Source organism: Rahnella aquatilis CIP 78.65 = ATCC 33071 (assembly GCF_000241955.1).
Taxonomy (GTDB): Bacteria; Pseudomonadota; Gammaproteobacteria; order Enterobacterales; family Enterobacteriaceae; genus Rahnella; species Rahnella aquatilis.
The window spans coordinates 2,049,866-2,068,643 of the sequence record NC_016818.1; the positions used below are offsets into that span (position 1 = coordinate 2,049,866).

Consider the following 18,778-nt stretch of genomic DNA (forward strand, 5'->3'; position numbering starts at 1 on the left):
GGGGATATTTCAGGTTCCCCGGCCTGTCACCCCCTCTTTCTTTCAGGACGATATGCCGATGCCAGCGGTTATTTGGTGGTATAGCCGCCGTTGATCAAAATGGTCTGGCCGGTGATCCACCAGCCGTCGCTCACCAGATGACGAATGAAAGGCACCACATCTTCAATATCGGTCAGACCCGTTTTGCTGAAAGCGGAAAGTGCGGCTGCCGTCTTATGATATGCCACAGCGTCAGCGCCTTCTGCAGGATAAAAGAAGGGCGTATCCATCGGGCCAGGCCCTACAGCCGTGACCGAAATACCCCGCGCGCCAAATTCTTTGGAAGCCGCCCGTGTGTAATGCTCTACCGGGGCTTTCGTGCCCGCGTAAGCCGCATAAAACGGGGTAAAAGCGCCAAGAAGCGAGGTGACTACCGTGCAGATTTTACCGTTGTCGTTGAGATTTTTACCCGCTTCCTTGAGGAAAAAGAAAGCGGTTTTCGCGTTAACGGATGCCATCTCGTCGTATTCAGTTTCGCTTATTTCCGCCATAGGTTTTTTGAGTACTTTGCCGACGGTATTGATAGCGATATCCGGCTTGCCAATGGCGGCGATGGTGTCGGCAAAGAGTTTTTCAACGGCGGCAGCGGTCGTCAGATCGGCCTGCAATGCCACCGCTCTGGCACCGGCGGCTTCGATGGCGGCCAGCGTTTCATCGGCATCTGCTTTTGAGGAGGCGCTGTTGTAATGAATGGCGATGGCTTTTGCCCCCTGAGCGGCTAAATCGCGGGCGATCAAACCGCCGAGATTTTTGGCACCGCCCGCGATGATCACAACTTTGTCTTTAATAGAATGGTCTGCCATGGTGTGCTCCTTAGGTATCTGTCAGAAAGCTGAGTCTAGACATTAATCCCCTTGAAATAAGCACCCCAACGCTGAATAGACAATCCAGAAAATCAGTCTAATGAAAGACAGTCCGGCTCAGGGAGTTTCAGCATCCTTCAGGGAGGAAGGCTCGCGGCGGGCGAAAATGCCAGCCATTTCTTCACTATTCTCCGTTCCCCAGGCACACAGCGGCATGATGGCCTCGGCCAGACTGCGACCAAGCGGGGTCAGGGCGTAGTCAACGCGCGGCGGTACTTCCTGATAATCAGTCCTTGCCAGAACCTTATCGGCCTCGAGATCCTTCAGTTGCTGGATCAGCACCTTATTGCTGACGCCAGCGATCAAACGCCTGAGCTCACCATAACGCTTCGGGCCGTCACGCAGGAAAAAAAGAACCAGCGGCTTCCACTTGCCCGAGATGATACGCAGCGTCGTGTTCAGCCCGCAGCCGGTTCCGCAGATTTCAGTTTGAAAATTTGTTGTCATTTTAGGTGGTTACCAAAAGGTGCATACTTGACCAGAGGTTACCACGGTCGCACACTGGCCCGCAAGCAGGCCGTTCCCTGCTTCCGTACTCCCCACAAGAAGGAACCATGACATGAACAGACTGACTGGAAAAACCGCCGTGATCACCGGCGGCGCGACCGGCATCGGCTTTGCCGCGGCCAGGCGCTTTATCGAGGAGGGCGCTTTCGTCTTCATCTTTGGCCGCCGGCAGGCAGTGCTTGACGCTGCCGTGGCGGAACTTGGCAGCCATGCCCGCGCAGTCAAAGGCTCGGTTTCTGATGAGGGCGATCTCGACCGGCTTTACGCAGCCGTGCGGGCCGAGCGTGGCACGCTCGACATCGTTTTCGCCAATGCCGGGGCGGGAAGCCCGCTTCCGCTCGGCCAGCTCACCGCCGAACATATTGACGAAGCCTTCGATACCAATGTGAAAGGGACGATCTTTACCGTCCAGAAGGCGCTGCCGCTGATGGGGCCCGGCGGGTCGATTATCCTGACCGGTTCGAGCGCGGGCACCACCGGCGCCCCGGCATTCAGTGCCTACAGTGCCAGCAAGGCGGCGGTGCGGAACCTCGCACGGACCTGGGCGGAAGACCTGAAGGGAACCGGTATCCGGGTAAACGTGCTCTCGCCCGGCGCAACCGCGACCGAACTTGCCAAAGACGCGCTGGGGGAGGAGGGCCAGAAGGCCTTCGCCGCGATGACACCGTTGCAGCGTATGGCTGAACCTGCGGAGATCGGTGCGGTGGCTGCCTTTCTCGCCTCGCAGGACAGCAGCTTCATGACGGCCAGCGAAGTTGCCGTTGACGGTGGCCTGGCGCAACTCTGAAACATCAGGCCCGGCAGTGCAATATGAGTATCTGGCGCGGCGCGGGCTATGTTAACCAAAGGAATAAATATGAAATACGCCATTATCGGCTTCGGCCAGATTGGTCAGGCACTTGCCAGGGCATTTGCCCGCAGCGGTATCGAAGTCTCCGTGGCGACCACGCGGGACCCGGAAAGTTTTGCCTCTGATGCCGCCGCGATCGGGCCTGGGATCATTACGCAAAAACTGGCAGACGTGGTTCAGGCCGACGTCATCTTTTTGGCTGTGCGTTTTGAGTCTCACCCGGACGTTGCGAAGACGTTGCCGGACTGGAAGGGCAAGATCATTATCGATGTGACCAATGCCTACGGCGTCCATCCTGAGAAACTAGGAGGCCAGCCTTCTTCCTGCGTAGTGGCCCAGGCTTTTGCCGGAGGAAGACTGGTCAAAGGCTTTAATCATCTGGGCGCAGGCGTTCTCAGTCAGGATCCGGCGGTGCAGGGTGGCAGAAGAGTCGTGTTCCTGGCGAGCGACGATGATGATGCAGCAGATGAAATCAGTGCGCTTGCGGAGCGGCTCGGTTTCTCTCCGGTCAAGCTTGGCGGACTGATGGCGGGGGGACTGCTTGTGCAGGCACGCGGAAATAGCTGGGGACAACTGATCTTTAAAGACCTGGTCAGTTTTGACTGACGTATCCTGGTTTTCAAACGCGCGTGATCCCGGTATAGCTTATGAGGAGTCTGCGGCTCCCTCTGTTTTATGCCTTGTAACGCAAGGCATCAGCGACCCGTGAAAACGCGGGAGAGGGTTGTTTACGGCTGGGATAATACAGGTAATATCCGGGAAATGGATGGCACCATGGTTCAAGCACGCGTATCAGGCGACCCTCCTTAATATGTGATTCAAACTCTTCTTCCGGTAGAAAAGCAATGCCAAGCCCGGCTAACGCTGCGTCCACCATGTGTGCTGAAGTATTGAACGTCAGTTGCCCGGTGACCCGCACGTTTACCGGGCCTTCGTCATTCTCGAACTCCCAAATGTAAAGCCCCCCTGATGTCGTTTGTCGCATATTAATGCAATTGTGCTGGAGAAGATCGTGTGGCGTCTGCGGCACCGTATGGGTAGCGAAATACTCAGGCGATGCAACCGCAGCCATTTGCAACTTCGGACTAATCGGCATCGCTATCATGTCTTTATCAATGGTGTCACCCAGACGTACACCCGCATCAAACCTGTCGGCGACGATGTTGCGAAAACCGTGGTTAGCATCAAACTCCAGTCTGATATCAGGATATTCTTTCAGCAGAGGAGATAATTTGGGCAACAGTATCGTTTTCAGAACATGGGGACCGCAGGTGATGCGAACAGTCCCTGCGGGTTTATCACGCATCTCAGTCAGCATGTCTAACTCGGCGAGTATTTCATCAACCCGATCGCCTATGTTCAGTAGCAATCGCTCTCCGGCAGCGGTCGGCGATACGCTACGGGTCGTGCGTGTCAGCAGGCGAATTTGCATCTCCTCTTCAAGTGCAGAAATCGCCTGACTCAGTGCGGGTTGGGTGACACCCAGCTTTGCAGCGGCGCGGGTGAAACTGCTTTCACGGGCAACCGTAATAAAATAAAGAAGATCGTTTAGGTTGCGTTTCATAACGTCAGTCCCGTCTTATTAATAAGTACCGCTTATAAGCCCATTAAGTATCCATTAGCTAGTAATGATGCACACCGCGTGTAAAATTTTCAACAAGAGCTTATTCAGCGATGAAGGATAAACGCTCTTATTTTTTCATCTTCCTTTCACTTTTTATCTTTTACGTTATTTCTGCGAATAGCGTTCGGCTTATATGAAAACAGCCAGGGATTATTTGGAGATAATATTTATGCCGCCATTGTCGGGTAATACAACACGTCAAAAAGAGCGCGCTTACTGGAGCGGGGTTTTCGCTATGACGTTATGTGTCTTTGCACTCGTCGCTTCGGAATTTATGCCTGTGAGCTTGCTGACACCTATTTCAGCAGATTTAGGTGTCAGTGAGGGAAGCGTGGGTCAGGGGATCGCAATTTCCGGGCTGTTTGCGGTACTGACCAGTCTTTCCATCTCTGCACTGGCCGGTGCATTCAACCGTAAGATATTGCTGCTGAGCATGACGCTGCTGATGGCCTTTTCCGGTGCAATTATCGCGCTGGCGTCCGGCTATCTGATTTACATGGCAGGCCGCGCCTTACTGGGTATCGCGATAGGAGGATTCTGGTCACTTTCTGCCGCTACGGCTATTCGGCTGGTCCCGGCGCATCGGGTTTCGCGGGCATTGGCTATTTTTAACGGCGGTAATGCGCTGGCAACGGTGATAGCCGCCCCGCTGGGAAGTTATCTGGGGTCTGTTATCGGCTGGAGAGGGACGTTCTTTTGCATCGTTCCGGTCGCGGGCATTGCCTTTGTATGGCAGCTGTTCAGCCTGCCCGCAATGACAACCGATAAAGCCGATAAGGGAACTGCCAATGTTTTTCGTCTTTTTGCTAACCCGCTTGTGACCGTTGGTCTTGCAGCCTGCGGATTGTTTTTTATGGGGCAGTTTGCCTTATTCACCTATTTGCGCCCGTTCCTTGAGACGGTAACGCAGGCAGATATCACCACGTTATCGCTCATTTTGCTGACCCTCGGTGTGGCTGGCTTTATCGGTACGCTGGTGATTAGCACGTTTTTGAATAGTGCCTTTTATCTGACACTTATCTTCATTCCCTTGCTGATGGCAGTCATCGCCGGAGCGCTGATCGCGTTTGGGAACAGTGTATGGATTGTTGCGCCGCTGCTGAGTTTATGGGGGTTAATCGCCACTGCGGCCCCCACCGGATGGTGGACATGGATTGCCAGAACACTCCCGGACAATGCGGAAGCTGGCGGAGGCCTTATGGTTGCCATCGTGCAACTGTCAATTGCAATGGGCTCTACCCTCGGGGGCTTTGCTTTTGACCATCATGGCTATCAAAGCACTTTCACCATCAGCGCTATTTTACTCGTCATCGCGGCTGCCCTGGCTTTATTAACGTCACGTAAAGATATTCACCAAACCCACTGAGGATTAACCCATGAAAATACTTACCCTGCTGTTTGGGCTGTTAATTAGCTCATTTGCTGCGACAGGAGCCGATATGTCTAACGGAGCAGATAACTTTTATAAAAGTGATAAAGTCACACAGCAAAAAGTGACCTTTAAAAACCAGTATCAAATGAAAGTCGTCGGTAATTTGTTTATACCGAAAGGGATGAAGCAAAACGCACAGAATCCCGCTATTGTCATTGGCCATCCGATGGGGGCCGTGAAAGAGCAAAGCTCAAATTTATATGCCCAGAAACTGGCAGAACAAGGGTTTGTGACACTGGCAATTGATCTTTCCTTCTGGGGTGAGAGTGACGGAAAACCCGGCCATCTGATTTCCCCTGAAATTTATGCAGATGATTTTAGCGCAGCAGTCGATTATCTCAGCACCCAGCCTTATGTTGATCCGCAGAGAATTGGCGCACTGGGTATTTGTGGTAGCGGTAGCTTCGTTATCAGTGCTGCTAAAATTGACCCGAGAATGAAGGCCATTGCCACGGTCAGTATGTATGACATGGGGTCTGTATTCCGTAATGGTCTTAATCATTCAGTGACACCTGAACAGCGTAAAGTATTGATTAAGTCCGCTGCAGAACAACGTTTAGCCGAGTTTAAAGGCGGGGATATCGCCTATATTCCCGGCACCGTGAACAAGCTTGATGATTCAACCTCTGCGATTCAGCGCGAATTCTTCGATTTCTATCGCACATCCCGGGGGGGTTATACGCCACAGGGCGAGAAAGAAGAGCTCACCACAAAACCGATGCTGAGCAGCATAGGGAAGTTTATGAACTTCTATCCGTTCAATGATATCGAGACGATTTCTCCGCGCCCGATGCTTTTTATCACCGGCGACCAGGCGCATTCGAAGGAATTTAGCGAAGATGCGTACAAACGTGCCGGACAGCCGAAGGAGTTGTACATCGTCCCGGGGGCGGGTCATGTCGATTTGTACGACCGTACCGATTTGATACCTTTCGCTAAGCTGGCGTCATTCTTTAAAACTAACCTCAGATAATCAGCAAAGCCACATTCTGCCGGGTGTGGCTGCTCTTGCCCTCCGGCCCTGCGAGGCCGGAGGAGCATTCAGTTAGGTGATCTTATGTTGTCCGCAACTCAGGACGCTTTTTCAAACGCTTTATATCCATTCTCGAGGGAGGGAATGATATCCACCATTTCGAAATAGGGTTTGGTAATAAGCTCTGAGTCTCTTAAACGTTCGATAGCAAAGTAGAATGACTCCATGTCTTCTGCCTCGAACATGGCGACATCCGTGCATTTTGTGGTAAATGCCTCGGCATCAAACATCCTTAATGTCACCTTGTTATCAGGCAGAACGGTTGATAACACCGTATCCGCAATCCGGTTTCTTTCGCTTCTTTCCAGTCGAAGCCATTCCCGGGTGGTTTTAAGTAAAACAAAAACGGTAATCATAATCTCTCCTTGTTTGTGTAGAGGAGAACGCTAACATCTTTTTAAGAGAAAGATTTATCTGGCCTATCGTCAATTGGTAACAAAGTTTCTGAATGTTCTCTCAATGTAATTTCATCTTACGGCAGCGGTAAAGTGGCCTTGTTTTCTAACAGGCGGGGAGGCAGTACATCTCAGTTGACAGAACAACGGCCGCCAGGCCGTTTTATTTTTATTCTATTTGGTTTTTAGAAATCACTCAGTTTGTACCAGTCTCATAGAAACTCTTTGTAATTTCGATCAAAGAAATGAAGGCGACAAACAATCTTATAGGGCATCTTCCAAGCAAGCCCTATCTCAATTACACCGAGTATGCACCATGCTGTTGAGGAAGAAGGTGCTCAAAAATATTGTTTCAATGCGAGCGTCAAAAAGATGCAATTGTTTGGCCTGTAAGTTGTGGGTCCACGGTAAACGTCCTTCGTGAAAGAAACAGGAAACAAACAGTTAGCCACAGTTAGTTCCGTTAAAAAATGATATAGCCTGATTGGTAGCCGCTTGAAAAACTAAAAGTATCCTACTATAAGGGCTTCCCCGAACAGTCAACGCCGGTTTTTAATTTCTGTCTGTTCATCAATGAAAGGCAAGGGATGAAACTGCACTACTATAAACGGTCACGCTGAATCGCTATTGATTCGGACCCTGATGAAAGACGCTCGTGAGATCCTCCTTCGTTAATCGGATAGTGATATCCAGTAGGATATGCAGATACTTCTCGCGGGGGTCTAACCATTTACCATCAACGAGTTACAGTTCAGTTACTACTCAGTTTAATTTTCACGTTGTTGAATACAGTCTGAAGTCACCGCCGTAATGTAATGATGCCCAGCACAGCCTCACAAATAGCTATCGCATCAGTTGCATCATTTTTCCCGGTCTTACCCGCCATGCAATTGGGTGAGACAAATTTCGATGCCATCAACCGGACATCATGGCCATACTGCCTGAATAATCTTGCCCAATAGTGGCACCCGAGCAGGCTTCCATTCCAATGACACAGGGAGGTAAACCAGCGATGAGTTCAGAAAGTGCTGCACGCGACACCTTGGGTTTAACCAGAACTGCTTTACCATTTTGGTCAACGCAGTGAACAGCAAACACATTGTTTGAACGGGCAGCTTTGCGTGGCGAGGCTGGCTATGAGGGGCAGCGCAGAGCCATTCTTGAAACGCTTATTGCTCCTGTCTGGTTCAGAATTCTGATTACTCAGGAGTCTGTAGATGAGGAATATCTGGTGGCAAATATCAGCCGAGTTTTAGAGCAGATGTTTTGATCGCGTTTTTTATTAAGACCGAACTCGGGATGATAAAGCTCGCTATTTTGAGATAAAACAGATTAAAGACACTTTCAGAAACAGCGGTATGTCCGCTTTACGCTCACCGCCGACCTGACGATCCTTCAGATATGTTAATGAAGAGTATGCCGTCACTTTCTTCTCCCCAAGATTGATTCTTACACTACATATAGTCGAGCGAAGAAAACTTACGACCTCAATCGTGTTCCAGGACGCCCGGATACCGAACCTGATATATACAAGTTGCACAATTCATCTCTACAGGATTATTTATGATGTGCATACGCGCTTTTTGTTTATTGTCGGTGTTCCTTTACTGCATACAAGTGCAGGCATCTCCAGGCTTTCGTCAGATAACGCTATCAGACTCAAAGTTCGAAACTCTACATGTCACTGTGTGGTATCCGGCTTCTACTGAGGGAAGAACAGTTGATATAGGCAGTAATCCTGCTTTCGTCGGCGTTACGGTGAACCCCGATGCGCCACCATTACCCGGAGTACATCCTCTCCTGGTTATTTCACACGGATACAACGGAAACTGGCGGAATCTGTCCTGGATTGCAGCGGCCATGGCTGCAGAGGGATATATTGTTGCCGCCCCGGATCATCCAGGCACTACTACTTTTGATCAGAATCCGACAGAAGCTAAAAAGTTGTGGCGACGTCCGCACGATATTTCCCGGGTTATTGATTTCGTCATAGATTCTCCCGCACTTTTCGGGGCGACGGACAAGGGACGTATTGCTGCTTTAGGGCATTCTCTTGGCGGATGGACAGTCATGTCGCTCGCGGGTGCGCGATTTAAACCCTCCCTGTTTATCGACGATTGTCATAACCATCCCAAACGGGGCGACTGCCGGTTAACAGAAAAACTTGGCATCAATGAAACGCTTTCCCAGGAAAAAATATCCGCAAATAACAGGGATGCAAGGATCCGGGCCGTCGTCTCTCTTGATCTGGGATTAGCACCTGGTTTTACCCCTCAGAGTCTGAATGCTATTAATATTCCCGTCCTGATTTTAGCTGCACAGGCGGACCGACTGGCAGACTTACCCGCAGGACAGGAGTCCGGATACCTTGCTGCCAAAATGAATCCAAACAGGAGGCAATATGAGATCATTGAAGGCGCGACACATTTTAGTTTTATGCAGCTTTGTAAACCCGGCGCTGAAAATATCCTAAACGAAGAATCACCGGGCGACGATATTGTTTGCCAGGATGGCCTCCATGCCAAGAGATCAAATATTCATCAAAATCTGGTGAGTAAGATCAGTGCATTCCTGAATTCTGCACTTGATTACACTGCATCTTCTGTCGGAACAAAGTCGGTGACAGGCCTGAAACTCGCAGAAATTCACGATTAAAATTTGATTTAGTGGTGAATCCCGATTCCAACATTATATCCGTCACAGGCAATGGGGTGTTTAACAGCAGTTCCTTTGCCCATTCAATCCTGAAGCCATTGATCCACTGCGAGACATTGCACTGACTGACAGAATTGACTGCACCTGAAAGATGTCGTGCTGGTATGCCTGTTTTTCTGGCCAGAAGACTCAGTGTCAGGTCGGGATTGAGATAAATTTTTGTTTCACGAACTTGTTTCTCGAGTTTACTGTAAATCCCCTCAAACTCTCCCGCGGGTACCACAATACTCTCGGGGGACGTTTCTTCCCGCTTATCATTTCCTGATACAGTTGTCCTTCCCGCACTGACAATAGCTGCGGTGATGAGAGGAAGCAGTGTCATCTGGAAAATGACAATCATACCCGGAGCCTGTTTTCCGCCGGTGATGCTGAAGTCAAATGCAACCGCAAGATCTGTCAGTGCAGATATACACAGAAAGCAGCCTGCGAAAAAAGCCATCTTTACCGTATGTGTTGATTCCGCCAGTCGGTTCAGCGTGAAGTGACGCTCCCCCAGCCATGCAATACGAAAGAGGTCACATCCGTATCCTGTAAAAATGATAAATAGGATGAAATCAGTCGCAGCCGGCCAAACCATCCTGAGCAATAAGGCAATGGTTGGGGGTAAAAGCAGCAATACCCGGCGACGCTGCTTGCTGGTTTCAGTCATTGAGATGAAACTGTGCCATGCGAGAGGGGGCAGAAGTATTGCCAGGACGGATTGAATGTTCCTGAGCATGGCTGACTCGTATTCCCAGCGCAGCGTGCTTACCGAAAGAAGGACTGTGCAGGCGATAAGAAAACGCAGTGTACCGCGGTGGCGATTTTTTTCAGGAAATAGCGCCATCACTATTAAAACCAATAGCGCAAACAAAGTAATAACAGGAAAGGGAACAGAAAACATAACCACAGTACCATCATAAAAATTTACAACGAATATTTGCACACATGAAGGTAATTTGTCTCCTTCAACGTAATTCCCCGAACTTTAGGGGCCGTCACTGGAAGGGTCAGCGCGATTAAAAAGATCACTGTCCCCGTTTAAAACTTTATTAGCGAAACTTTCGACTATGGAATGATTCTTTTTGCCTTCAGCTACGTTCGTGAAATAGTTAAAGTCCGTATCTATCCAGGTCTGAAGCCTGGACTCGTAGTCCTCTGGATATTGTGATTGTTCTACTGCTGGCAGTCGTGAAAACTGATCCTGCGGCGCATTTTAGCCACTGCCACCGGCATGGTTCACAGCGTGGTGGCGCTGGCGCTTCCACGGGAGGCTATAAATACGCGCTGACTCGACGGGTAATAATGTGTTACATTTTCAATGAGAATGATAATGATAGTAATTACTGTTACCCAAGGGATTCACCAAAATGCCATCCGTTTTCACACCAGCCAAACTCAAGACTACTTTTAAGCCCTTAACATTGTTCATCTTTCCCACCATTCTGATCAGTACTCCCACTCATGCCGAAACGCAAACAGTCACAGAAGACAATATCACGGTGACTGCCGTTGCACCGGAAGACAGTACCGATTATCTGCAGGGTTATGTGGCCACTAAAAATCTCAGTGCCACCAAAGCGGATACTTCGATTATTCGTACACCGCAGTCGGTTTCTGTGGTCACTGCCGATGAAATGAAAGCCCGACAGACTGATACCCTGGCCGATGCTTTCAAATACACCCCCGGTTTTCTGGCACAACCGAACGGCTTTAGCCGCGCCGCAGACGACTATACGATCCGCGGTTTCAACGTGGGCTCCGGTACGGGTGGCATACTGAAAGATGGCATGAAGATGCAGGCCAGCGTGTATGACGGCGGTCTTGAACCTTATGCATTTGAACGTATTGAAATGATTAAAGGGGCCGCTTCTGTTTTATACGGACAATTATCGCCGGGCGGCTTAATCAACGCCGTGACTAAACGCCCTTCCACCATTCCCTGGCATGAACTGAATGTGGAATATGGCAGCTATGATCGCAAACAGATTTCGGGCGATTTCTCCGGTCCGATCGATGATGAAGGCAAATATTCTTACCGCTTAACGGGCCTGCTACGCGATAGTGACACGCAAACCGACTATATCAACGACGATAAGCAGTATCTGGCACCGGCATTTACCTGGCGGCCGAATGACAGCACGAGTCTGACACTCCTTGCCAGTTACCAGAAAATTAAGACCAAATTTGCCACCCCTCTGAATTATAACATGACGACATACAGTAAAACGGCAGGTGCAAAAATTGCACGTGATCAGTTTGTCGGCGAACCGGATTTTGACCGTTTTGATACCGAGATGAAGAGTCTGGGTTATCTCTTAACCCATCAGTTTTCTGACTCGCTGAAGCTCAGTCATGCGCTGCGTTATATGAATGCAGAAGGCGACTTTGACTATATGAATGCCAATGCTATCCGAGGTAATACCCTGACGCGCTATTACAGTAAGCGTCATGAGAAGTCCTCGGGATTAACCACTGATAGCAATCTGACCTGGACGCTCGATGGCGGCGACTGGGAACACCAGATATTGGCGGGAACCGATTATTACCATAAAACCTATGATTCCTGGCGTTACATCGGTTTAGGCTCCCCGCTGGATTTAACCAACATTCAGTATGGTAATAATCCTGCGGTGACCGCCACCGACAGTGGATCAAGGCTGACCAGCGATCAATTTGGTATTTACTTACAAGATCAGATTACCTGGAATAAAAAATGGGTACTGTTGCTGAGCGGTCGTAACGACTGGTCAGAAAGCCGCACGACGAAACATAGTAATCAAGCGCAAACCATTCAAAGCGATCATAAAGCCACGGGCCGTATAGGTGCTGTCTACCTGGCCGATAATGGTCTGGCACCGTATATCAGCTATAGCCAGTCATTCAATCCGACATCGGGTACCGACAGGCAAGGTAACAGCTTTCGTCCAACGGAAGGTGAGCAGTATGAGGCGGGCGTTCGCTTCCAGCCACCAGAAAGCAAAACCATTATCAGTATGGCGCTTTATCAGCTCACCCAAAACAATGCCCTGACTTCAGACCCTGTCGATAGCAGTTATAACGTGCAGACGGGTGAAATACGTTCCCGGGGCCTGGAACTGGAGATGAAGAGTGAGATAACGTCAAACCTCAATTTTATCACCTCCTACGCTTACACGGATGCGCGAGTGACGAAAGACAATAACACGTTGAAAAACGGCAGCCGGGTAGAAGGCGTGCCGTACAACACGGCCAGCATCTGGAGTGATTATCGTCTTGCCAGCCTGGGATTACCACAGGTGACGGTGGGGGCGGGCGCTCGCTACATCGGTACAACCAAAACCTCGCCGTCGATCAGCAGTGATAAGATCCCGGCGTATACGCTGTTTGATACCAAAATCAGCTACCAGCCGGTCAACAACCTGACCGTGTCCCTGAAGGTACAAAACCTGACTAACGAGAAATACCTCTATTGCAACACGGTTTGCCGCTACGGTGATGAACGCTCTGTTATTGGTGGGGTCAGTTATCAGTGGTAGAAGGTAGATAGTTTGCCTGCCACGCTTGTGGCAGGCAGCAATTTTTGCAGTAGCCCATCTCTGGCAATAAATAGCGCAGGCAGCATCCTTTACGCAGCTTCACCGCCTCGCCATCCGGTGACAGCCGTACAAATACCGATCGATACATCAGATTACGTGCCCCATCTGGCCAGCATTTTTCTGTAAACAACGCGGCGATGGCCTGCTCTTTTTCCGGCGACAGATAACCCGACGCGCTGAGCAAATGACGCAGCGCCTCAACGCCGTTGGCGATATTGCTCCATAGCACCGGCGCTTTTACGCCCGTTACAGCACTGAGTGCCACGAAGTGTGCATCAATATGCTGTTGAAAAAGAACCGAGAAATCTTCGACAGTTCTTACTGGCGCTACGGGTTTCCCCTCATCTGGTACGACAACCGCCGTTACCTGACCGTCAGCATCGAGCAATAACAGCAGATCCTTTAGATCAGCAGGCAACAGGGTATCGTATAGTATGCGTGCAAATAACCAACCGCCGGAAAATAGCGATAAGTAATGTTTACTCCACATGGAGGCAACGGCAGTGGCGTCCTGCTGCTCCCAGCTATGCTGGCGTGCAAAACCTTTAAGCTGCTGTGCGATAAATTCGTGTTGCAGCAGATATGTGGCGGGAAGTAAGCGATCGTTGCTCATGCTGGCATCGGGCAGGGTAACGCCTCTTACTAAAGGAAGAAATGCCGGGGTGAGTGGGGCAAACAGTTTCAGCATCATTTCATCGGCCTCTGCGTCGCATCATCCACATGAAATAGGGCGAACCAATGAAGGTAGCGCAAAGTCCTGCGGGGATCTGGAAGGGATAAAGCAGGTTACGTCCCACCCAATCGGCAAAGAGTAACAAAATTGCTCCCATGAGTGCCGATGCAATGAGCCGGGTGACTCCGCGCTGGAGCCCCATCATCACCACGATATGGGGTGCCAGCAACCCAACAAAACTAAGCGGGCCGGTCAGTAACGTAGCGCTGGCACAGAGTATCGCCGTCAGTAGTATAATCAGCAGCCGACTTCTGCCCACAGGCATGCCGGTGGCGCGCATCACGGTTTCTCCTAAGGGAAAACTGTCCAGCCAGCGAACCAGCAGCGGTAAAATCGCTAACGCAGCCAATAGAATCACGATAGCCACATACGCTTCGGGACTCGTCACGCGATAAGTGGAACCCGCCATCCAGTTCATTAGCAGTAGCGAACGATCATCCCCACTGGCGATATATAAAGTAGAGAAGGTATTACAGGCGGTGCCGGTGGCTATACCGGTCAGCAGCACACGTTCAGGTGAGAAAGAGGATTTACGGCTGATCACTATCATCAATATCATGGTGGCCATCGCGCCTGACGTTGCCGCAAAGAGCATCCACGCCGGGCTTGATGTCTGTGTGAACATAAACAACACGACCACACCGAATGCTGCACCGGAGCTGATACCTAATACTTCCGGGCTGGCCATCGCGTTAGTCGTCATTCTTTGCATCAGCGTGCCAGCCACTGCAAGCATAGCTCCGGCGGCGACAGCAGCCATTACTCTTGGCGCCCGCCATGTCAGTAATTGCCGGAATTGATCACGCTGAGAAAACGCCCAACCTTCGGGCATACGCCCAAATGCCAGCGCTATCCAAATGAGAATAATCAGCAGTAAAAGCAGAAACGCCATTAACCACCACGGTGACCGCACCCGTAACAGGGAAAAAGAAGACGCTGAGGATGAGGATGAAAGCTGTCGCTCTCTCAGATGTGGTATCAACAATAACAACAGCGGAGCTCCTGTTATCGCTGTTGCCAGCCCGGTGGGGATAGTAACGCCGACATACTGGCTGAGAGTCTGTACAAGTAAATCGGTAAAACTCAGCATCAGTGCACCCGTGAGCGGCACCAGAAACAGGCGAACAGACTGACGATGAATGCCACACAATCTCACGGCGGCAGGCGCCGCCAGACCGATAAAACTGATAACACCGACCCGGCTGACTACCATCGAACTTAACCACGCGGCAATCAACAACAACAGCAGACGGAAATAACGCACGGTGAGTCCCACACTGTGCGCTGTCTGCTCATTCATGCTCAGCAATTGCAGCGGCCGGCTCGTTGCGATAATCAGCAGGGTGACAATGCCCATTTGTAACGCCAGCCATTGCGCAGTATCCCAATTATTTTGCTCCAGCGACCCGGTTTGCCAGATAAAAAGATCCATCAGCGCGGCATGATTGAACAACATCATCATCGAGCTGGCACTCGAACAGAAGAGCGTCACGACCATACCACCAAGGATCAGTGATAAGGGGGATAATCCGCGTCCTTTCGCCAGCAGCATCACCAGCATCAATGTTACTGCGGATCCACCAAAAGCAATCCATTCACGCCCCGCGGCTAACGCAAAGGGAAACCATAAACCCATGACGACCATGGCAAGCCAGGCTCCGGCGGAGATACCCAGCGTCGCAGGCTCAGCCAGCGGATTACGTAATACCTGCTGGAAAATAAATCCGGCCAGCCCCAATGCTGCGCCCGCCAGCAAGCTCACCGCCAGACGAGGGAGAAGACTATAGTGAAAAATAAGCTGCTTATACGAAGTATCGTCCGGTGACCATATCGCATCCGACAGATCATGGGAGGAAAAATGATAGGCTGGATTTTGCATTAACAGCAGAATGGAACCCATCAGTAATACGCCGGATAGCAAGGTAAAACTCATAACGCTAGCGCGGGATCTCATACCGTTTGCCCCGGCATGGCGGTTTCCAGCTCGCGAAGAAAATGCATAGCAGACAGCAACCCGCCGCTGGGATAAAGACGGTTTATGGCGCTGTAGCGGCCCTCGCGTATCAAAGGAATTGATTTCCAAAGTGGCGAACTTAACAGTGCCTCTACAGTATGCCGATCGCCGCGATTACTGAAGAAAACCAGCCGCGCTTCCGGCTGGCTTAGGAGATGATCCAGCCCAACGATGGCTCCGCCCCAGGCGTTAGTTTTACCCTCATACGCATTATGAAAGCCCATTCTTTGCAGCAGGTCATCGTACATACCGTGACGACCAAAAAGTAACAAATGGCGTCCGTCTTCGTTAATTCGGGCCAAAAATAGTGGACGTGTTCGAAATTTTTGCAAACGCACGCCGACATTATGTAACTGGTCTGACGCTTCCTGAACCAGCTTTTCAGCACGTTCGCGTCTCGATGCGAAAACACCAAGCTGGGTTATCATCTGTTGCGCCAACAGCCAGGGCGAGCTGTCCGGCTGGAAAATGTCCATCGTGACTACCGGGGCAACGTGCTGCAGGCGGGTATTGACCTGCATCTGACTCCGGGTCGCGCAAATAAGGTCGGGTTTAAGCATCTCCAGCAACTCCAGATTGGGTTCATCAGGCAGCCCAATCTCACGTACAAACCCCGGGAGAGGCGGGTTTACAATAAAATTCTCATACCAACGTTTATTTGCAACAGCGAGTGGGATCACCCCAAGACCCAACAGGCTTTCGGTGATGGCTAAATCCAGCGAGACTATGCGTAATTGAGACGGGGCAACGGCGGCGAAGAGTGTTTTTGCCGGAAGCAACGTGAGGGCTGTCAGTAAAAGTGTTCGTCGGGTTAACAAAACAGAATCCCATCAACTATAAAAGGAAATGATAATCATTCATTAAGACAAAAAACACCAGAGCGCACAAGTCGTAATAAAGTGAACCGCATGATGTGATCGCCGGAACATGCCAGGCGCACTGGATTAACTAAAAGGGATAGCCGGTGTGAATCGGAAACTTTGAAAGGTTTTTCAGAAGGCTTGGGACTGCGGGTTATTTTAGTTTGGCTCCCCTGACTGGGATCGCCTTTGTCAGTAACTGGCTAATAAATAAGCTAAACCTGAGTTCCCTTTCTGACAAGACCACCAGAATGACCAACAATAGCTGTAGGTTACCTAAATCTGGTTTGAGCGCTCTGCTGTAGGGGGTGATTATCCTGCGTGCGCTGGTGAGAGAGCGATGGAGCAGGGTTTCGGTCGTGGGTTCTTGTGGCGCAGCAAGGCTGAGGATAGCCGTCGCGATCCACCACGTGACGTAGATTATCTGACCTGGGAATTATTGCGTACAGACTATCGAATAAAGCCTTTACTGGGCCAGATTTATTATTTAATTCAGCGAATTAATCATCGATGATACTTTTTTGAAATCAAGTTAAGATCCGTTTTACCGCCGTCGGCGTTACCCGCAGCTAAACATCTCCCAGGATTGACTAAAATATAAAGGTCTTATCCCTCAGGGACGTTGAAAGGATTTATAGAAGGTTTGAATCGTGCTAATTATTTGAATCATAGTCACATTATGATTCGCAAAAGGCATGAAAATAAAGCAAAAAGCCCGCTTAAGAAGTTGCCCCGCCATCGTGGTAGACAACACCTCAATCTTAAAGTAATCTACCATCTAGTAGGTTGATTGCGTTTAGCACCAGCCTTATCTTTGAGATCACTCGACACTTCAGGAGTTGTCATGACTAATTCAAAAAAACCTTTTGCTGACGCTAATGTTATTCGCGGTACACGAGAAGCTATTCGCCAGCAGCCAGAGCTGGGCAATCTCACCTTTAACATGAAGAGTAAATCCAACGGTGGGGTATCCGTCCGTGTGGAAACTCATGCGACTATCCAGAACGGCCAGGTTGATACCCGTCGCTCCGGAAAATTTGCTAATGTTGGCGATGAACCTGCTGATTTATCGGGTACTGATAGCGGTATGGGCCCGGCTGAGTACATTTTGCAGGCACTTGCCGGCTGTTATACCGCGACTCTGACTGTGATGGCGGCAGAAAAGGGCATTGAGCTTGATGGTATTGAACTTGACCTGAACTTCGACATTAATCTGAACGGTTTCCTGGGTCTTGACGAAAAAGTTCGCAACGGGGCGAAAGCGATCCGTGTTGGCGTTAAGCTCTCCAGTCCGACCGCCAGCCGTGAACAGCTTGATGAAATGGTTCGTGCACTGCCAGAAAGCTCGCCGATCCACGATACGTTGGCGAACCCGGTCAATATTGATACTCGGTTGGTGTAGGTAAAGCTCAGAGAGGGAAATGCCTGAACACTGTCATTTCCCTACTGCCTGATGGCTATTAACTCCGACCAAAACGCGTTATCAGAGAAGGTTAAATTACTGTTGTGAACTGATGTCCCCTTGCAGGGAACAACAGGCGCAGATAATATCTACCAACTAGTAGATTATAATTGTGAGGATTATATGTCAGTCATGACACGAGAAAGGCTTCTGAATGAAGCGGACCATCTGATGCGCGAACGGGGTTACTCTGCATTCAGCTATGCTGATTTGTCAAAGAGCATTGGTATCACTAAGGCCAGTATTCATCACCACTTCCCAACCAAAGACGTTTTGGGCGAACAAGTGGTGATTCAGGCCCATACCGATACCAAAAACCGATTTGAACAGATTGAAGCGACGGAGAATACGGTTGCGCAGATGCTTACCGCCTACGTAGAGCTTTTCATCGAAAGCTATCGCACGTCGCGTATGCCGCTGTGCTGTGCTTTGTCTTCGGAAATGGCCAATCTGCCACCGAATATCAGAGTACAGGCGACCGAATATTTCGATATGCAGATTGCCTGGCTGACCAAGATTGTCAGCCGTGGCGTTGATGCAGGGGAGCTGACTGCTGACTTGCCGCCATCAAAAATGGCGCTGCTTATTTTGAATTTATGCGAAGGCGCTAGCGTTGTTTCCCGGGCAATTAACAAGCCTGAGCTTTTCAACGATACGCTTGAACAGATCCTAATGATTGTTAAAAGAAAATAAT

At 50.1% G+C, this 18,778-nt stretch carries 17 protein-coding genes and 1 pseudogene; 9 read left to right on the forward strand and 9 right to left on the reverse strand.

Annotation, left to right across the window (positions count from 1 at the left end; all coding sequences use genetic code 11):
• Positions 1-68 precede the first annotated feature (68 nt).
• Both RAHAQ2_RS09390 and RAHAQ2_RS09395 read right to left on the reverse strand, forming a co-directional pair.
• A complete protein-coding gene (locus tag RAHAQ2_RS09390; protein WP_015696996.1) occupies positions 69-842 on the reverse strand; it encodes an SDR family oxidoreductase in 774 nt (257 codons plus the stop codon).
• 117 nt (positions 843-959) lie between these two features.
• Positions 960-1,349, reverse strand: a complete 390-nt coding sequence (locus RAHAQ2_RS09395) for a winged helix-turn-helix transcriptional regulator (RefSeq protein WP_015696997.1) — start codon at positions 1,347-1,349, stop codon at positions 960-962.
• Positions 1,350-1,461: 112 nt separating this feature from the next.
• On the opposite strand from RAHAQ2_RS09395, the gene RAHAQ2_RS09400 reads away from it, so the two are divergent.
• Both RAHAQ2_RS09400 and RAHAQ2_RS09405 read left to right on the forward strand, forming a co-directional pair.
• A complete protein-coding gene (locus RAHAQ2_RS09400) occupies positions 1,462-2,196 on the forward strand; it encodes an SDR family NAD(P)-dependent oxidoreductase (RefSeq protein ID WP_015696998.1) in 735 nt (244 codons plus the stop codon).
• 69 nt (positions 2,197-2,265) lie between these two features.
• Positions 2,266-2,865 carry an NADPH-dependent F420 reductase gene (locus RAHAQ2_RS09405; RefSeq protein ID WP_015696999.1) on the forward strand — a complete coding sequence of 200 codons (600 nt, stop codon included), beginning with the start codon at positions 2,266-2,268 and terminating at the stop codon, positions 2,863-2,865.
• A gap of 67 nt (positions 2,866-2,932) precedes the next feature.
• Here the strand turns inward: RAHAQ2_RS09405 and RAHAQ2_RS09410 are convergent, their stop codons facing one another.
• Entirely contained in the window at positions 2,933-3,823 is an 891-nt protein-coding gene (locus RAHAQ2_RS09410) for a LysR family transcriptional regulator (RefSeq protein WP_015697000.1), read from the reverse strand.
• Between the two features lie 229 nt (positions 3,824-4,052).
• Here RAHAQ2_RS09410 and RAHAQ2_RS09415 point away from each other — a divergent pair, with 229 nt between their 5' ends.
• On the forward strand, positions 4,053-5,249 hold the full coding sequence (locus RAHAQ2_RS09415) for an MFS transporter (protein WP_015697001.1): 1,197 nt from the start codon (positions 4,053-4,055) through the stop codon (positions 5,247-5,249).
• Between the two features lie 10 nt (positions 5,250-5,259).
• Positions 5,260-6,288 (forward strand): alpha/beta hydrolase, encoded by a 1,029-nt coding sequence (locus tag RAHAQ2_RS09420; protein WP_015697002.1) that lies wholly within the window; start codon positions 5,260-5,262, stop codon positions 6,286-6,288.
• Positions 6,289-6,386: 98 nt separating this feature from the next.
• On the opposite strand, the gene RAHAQ2_RS09425 is transcribed toward RAHAQ2_RS09420, so the two are convergent.
• Both RAHAQ2_RS09425 and RAHAQ2_RS24885 read right to left on the reverse strand, forming a co-directional pair.
• Entirely contained in the window at positions 6,387-6,704 is a 318-nt protein-coding gene (locus RAHAQ2_RS09425) for a darcynin family protein (protein ID WP_015697003.1), read from the reverse strand.
• A gap of 865 nt (positions 6,705-7,569) precedes the next feature.
• Positions 7,570-7,841 (reverse strand): annotated as a pseudogene (locus tag RAHAQ2_RS24885) (IS110 family transposase); the annotation flags it as partial.
• A 1-nt stretch (position 7,842) separates the two neighbouring features.
• On the opposite strand from RAHAQ2_RS24885, the gene RAHAQ2_RS25690 reads away from it, so the two are divergent.
• Together RAHAQ2_RS25690 and RAHAQ2_RS09430 are read left to right on the forward strand one after the other, a co-directional pair.
• Complete coding sequence (locus RAHAQ2_RS25690; protein ID WP_156105434.1) at positions 7,843-8,013, forward strand: TetR/AcrR family transcriptional regulator C-terminal ligand-binding domain-containing protein; 171 nt, start codon at positions 7,843-7,845, stop codon at positions 8,011-8,013.
• Positions 8,014-8,306: 293 nt separating this feature from the next.
• Entirely contained in the window at positions 8,307-9,398 is a 1,092-nt protein-coding gene (locus RAHAQ2_RS09430) for an alpha/beta hydrolase family protein (protein ID WP_015697004.1), read from the forward strand.
• Here RAHAQ2_RS09430 and RAHAQ2_RS09435 read toward each other — a convergent pair.
• Complete coding sequence (locus tag RAHAQ2_RS09435; RefSeq protein ID WP_015697005.1) at positions 9,304-10,341, reverse strand: helix-turn-helix domain-containing protein; 1,038 nt, start codon at positions 10,339-10,341, stop codon at positions 9,304-9,306. The genes RAHAQ2_RS09430 and RAHAQ2_RS09435 overlap by 95 nt on opposite strands.
• 598 nt (positions 10,342-10,939) lie before the next feature.
• Between RAHAQ2_RS09435 and RAHAQ2_RS09440 the strand changes: the two genes are divergently transcribed.
• Positions 10,940-12,955: a TonB-dependent siderophore receptor gene (locus tag RAHAQ2_RS09440; protein ID WP_158309242.1), complete on the forward strand. Its 2,016-nt coding sequence runs from the start codon at positions 10,940-10,942 to the stop codon at positions 12,953-12,955.
• On the opposite strand, the gene fhuF is transcribed toward RAHAQ2_RS09440, so the two are convergent.
• From fhuF to RAHAQ2_RS24635, 3 genes are read right to left on the reverse strand one after another with little or no spacing between them, the layout of a single operon-like run.
• Positions 12,939-13,706, reverse strand: coding sequence for a siderophore-iron reductase FhuF (gene fhuF, locus RAHAQ2_RS09445; protein ID WP_015697007.1), 768 nt, complete (start codon positions 13,704-13,706; stop codon positions 12,939-12,941). The two genes, RAHAQ2_RS09440 and fhuF, sit on opposite strands and share 17 nt — an antisense overlap.
• Before the next feature lies 1 nt (position 13,707).
• Positions 13,708-15,702, reverse strand: a complete 1,995-nt coding sequence (fhuB, locus tag RAHAQ2_RS09450; RefSeq protein ID WP_015697008.1) for a Fe(3+)-hydroxamate ABC transporter permease FhuB — start codon at positions 15,700-15,702, stop codon at positions 13,708-13,710.
• Positions 15,699-16,580, reverse strand: coding sequence for an ABC transporter substrate-binding protein (locus tag RAHAQ2_RS24635; protein ID WP_015697009.1), 882 nt, complete (start codon positions 16,578-16,580; stop codon positions 15,699-15,701). The genes fhuB and RAHAQ2_RS24635 overlap by 4 nt, the downstream gene beginning before the upstream one ends.
• 886 nt (positions 16,581-17,466) lie before the next feature.
• Here RAHAQ2_RS24635 and RAHAQ2_RS09460 point away from each other — a divergent pair.
• Positions 17,467-18,024: an OsmC family protein gene (locus tag RAHAQ2_RS09460; protein WP_015697011.1), complete on the forward strand. Its 558-nt coding sequence runs from the start codon at positions 17,467-17,469 to the stop codon at positions 18,022-18,024.
• Positions 18,025-18,207: 183 nt separating this feature from the next.
• Entirely contained in the window at positions 18,208-18,777 is a 570-nt protein-coding gene (locus tag RAHAQ2_RS09465) for a TetR/AcrR family transcriptional regulator (RefSeq protein ID WP_015697012.1), read from the forward strand.
• Position 18,778: the final 1 nt, after the last annotated feature.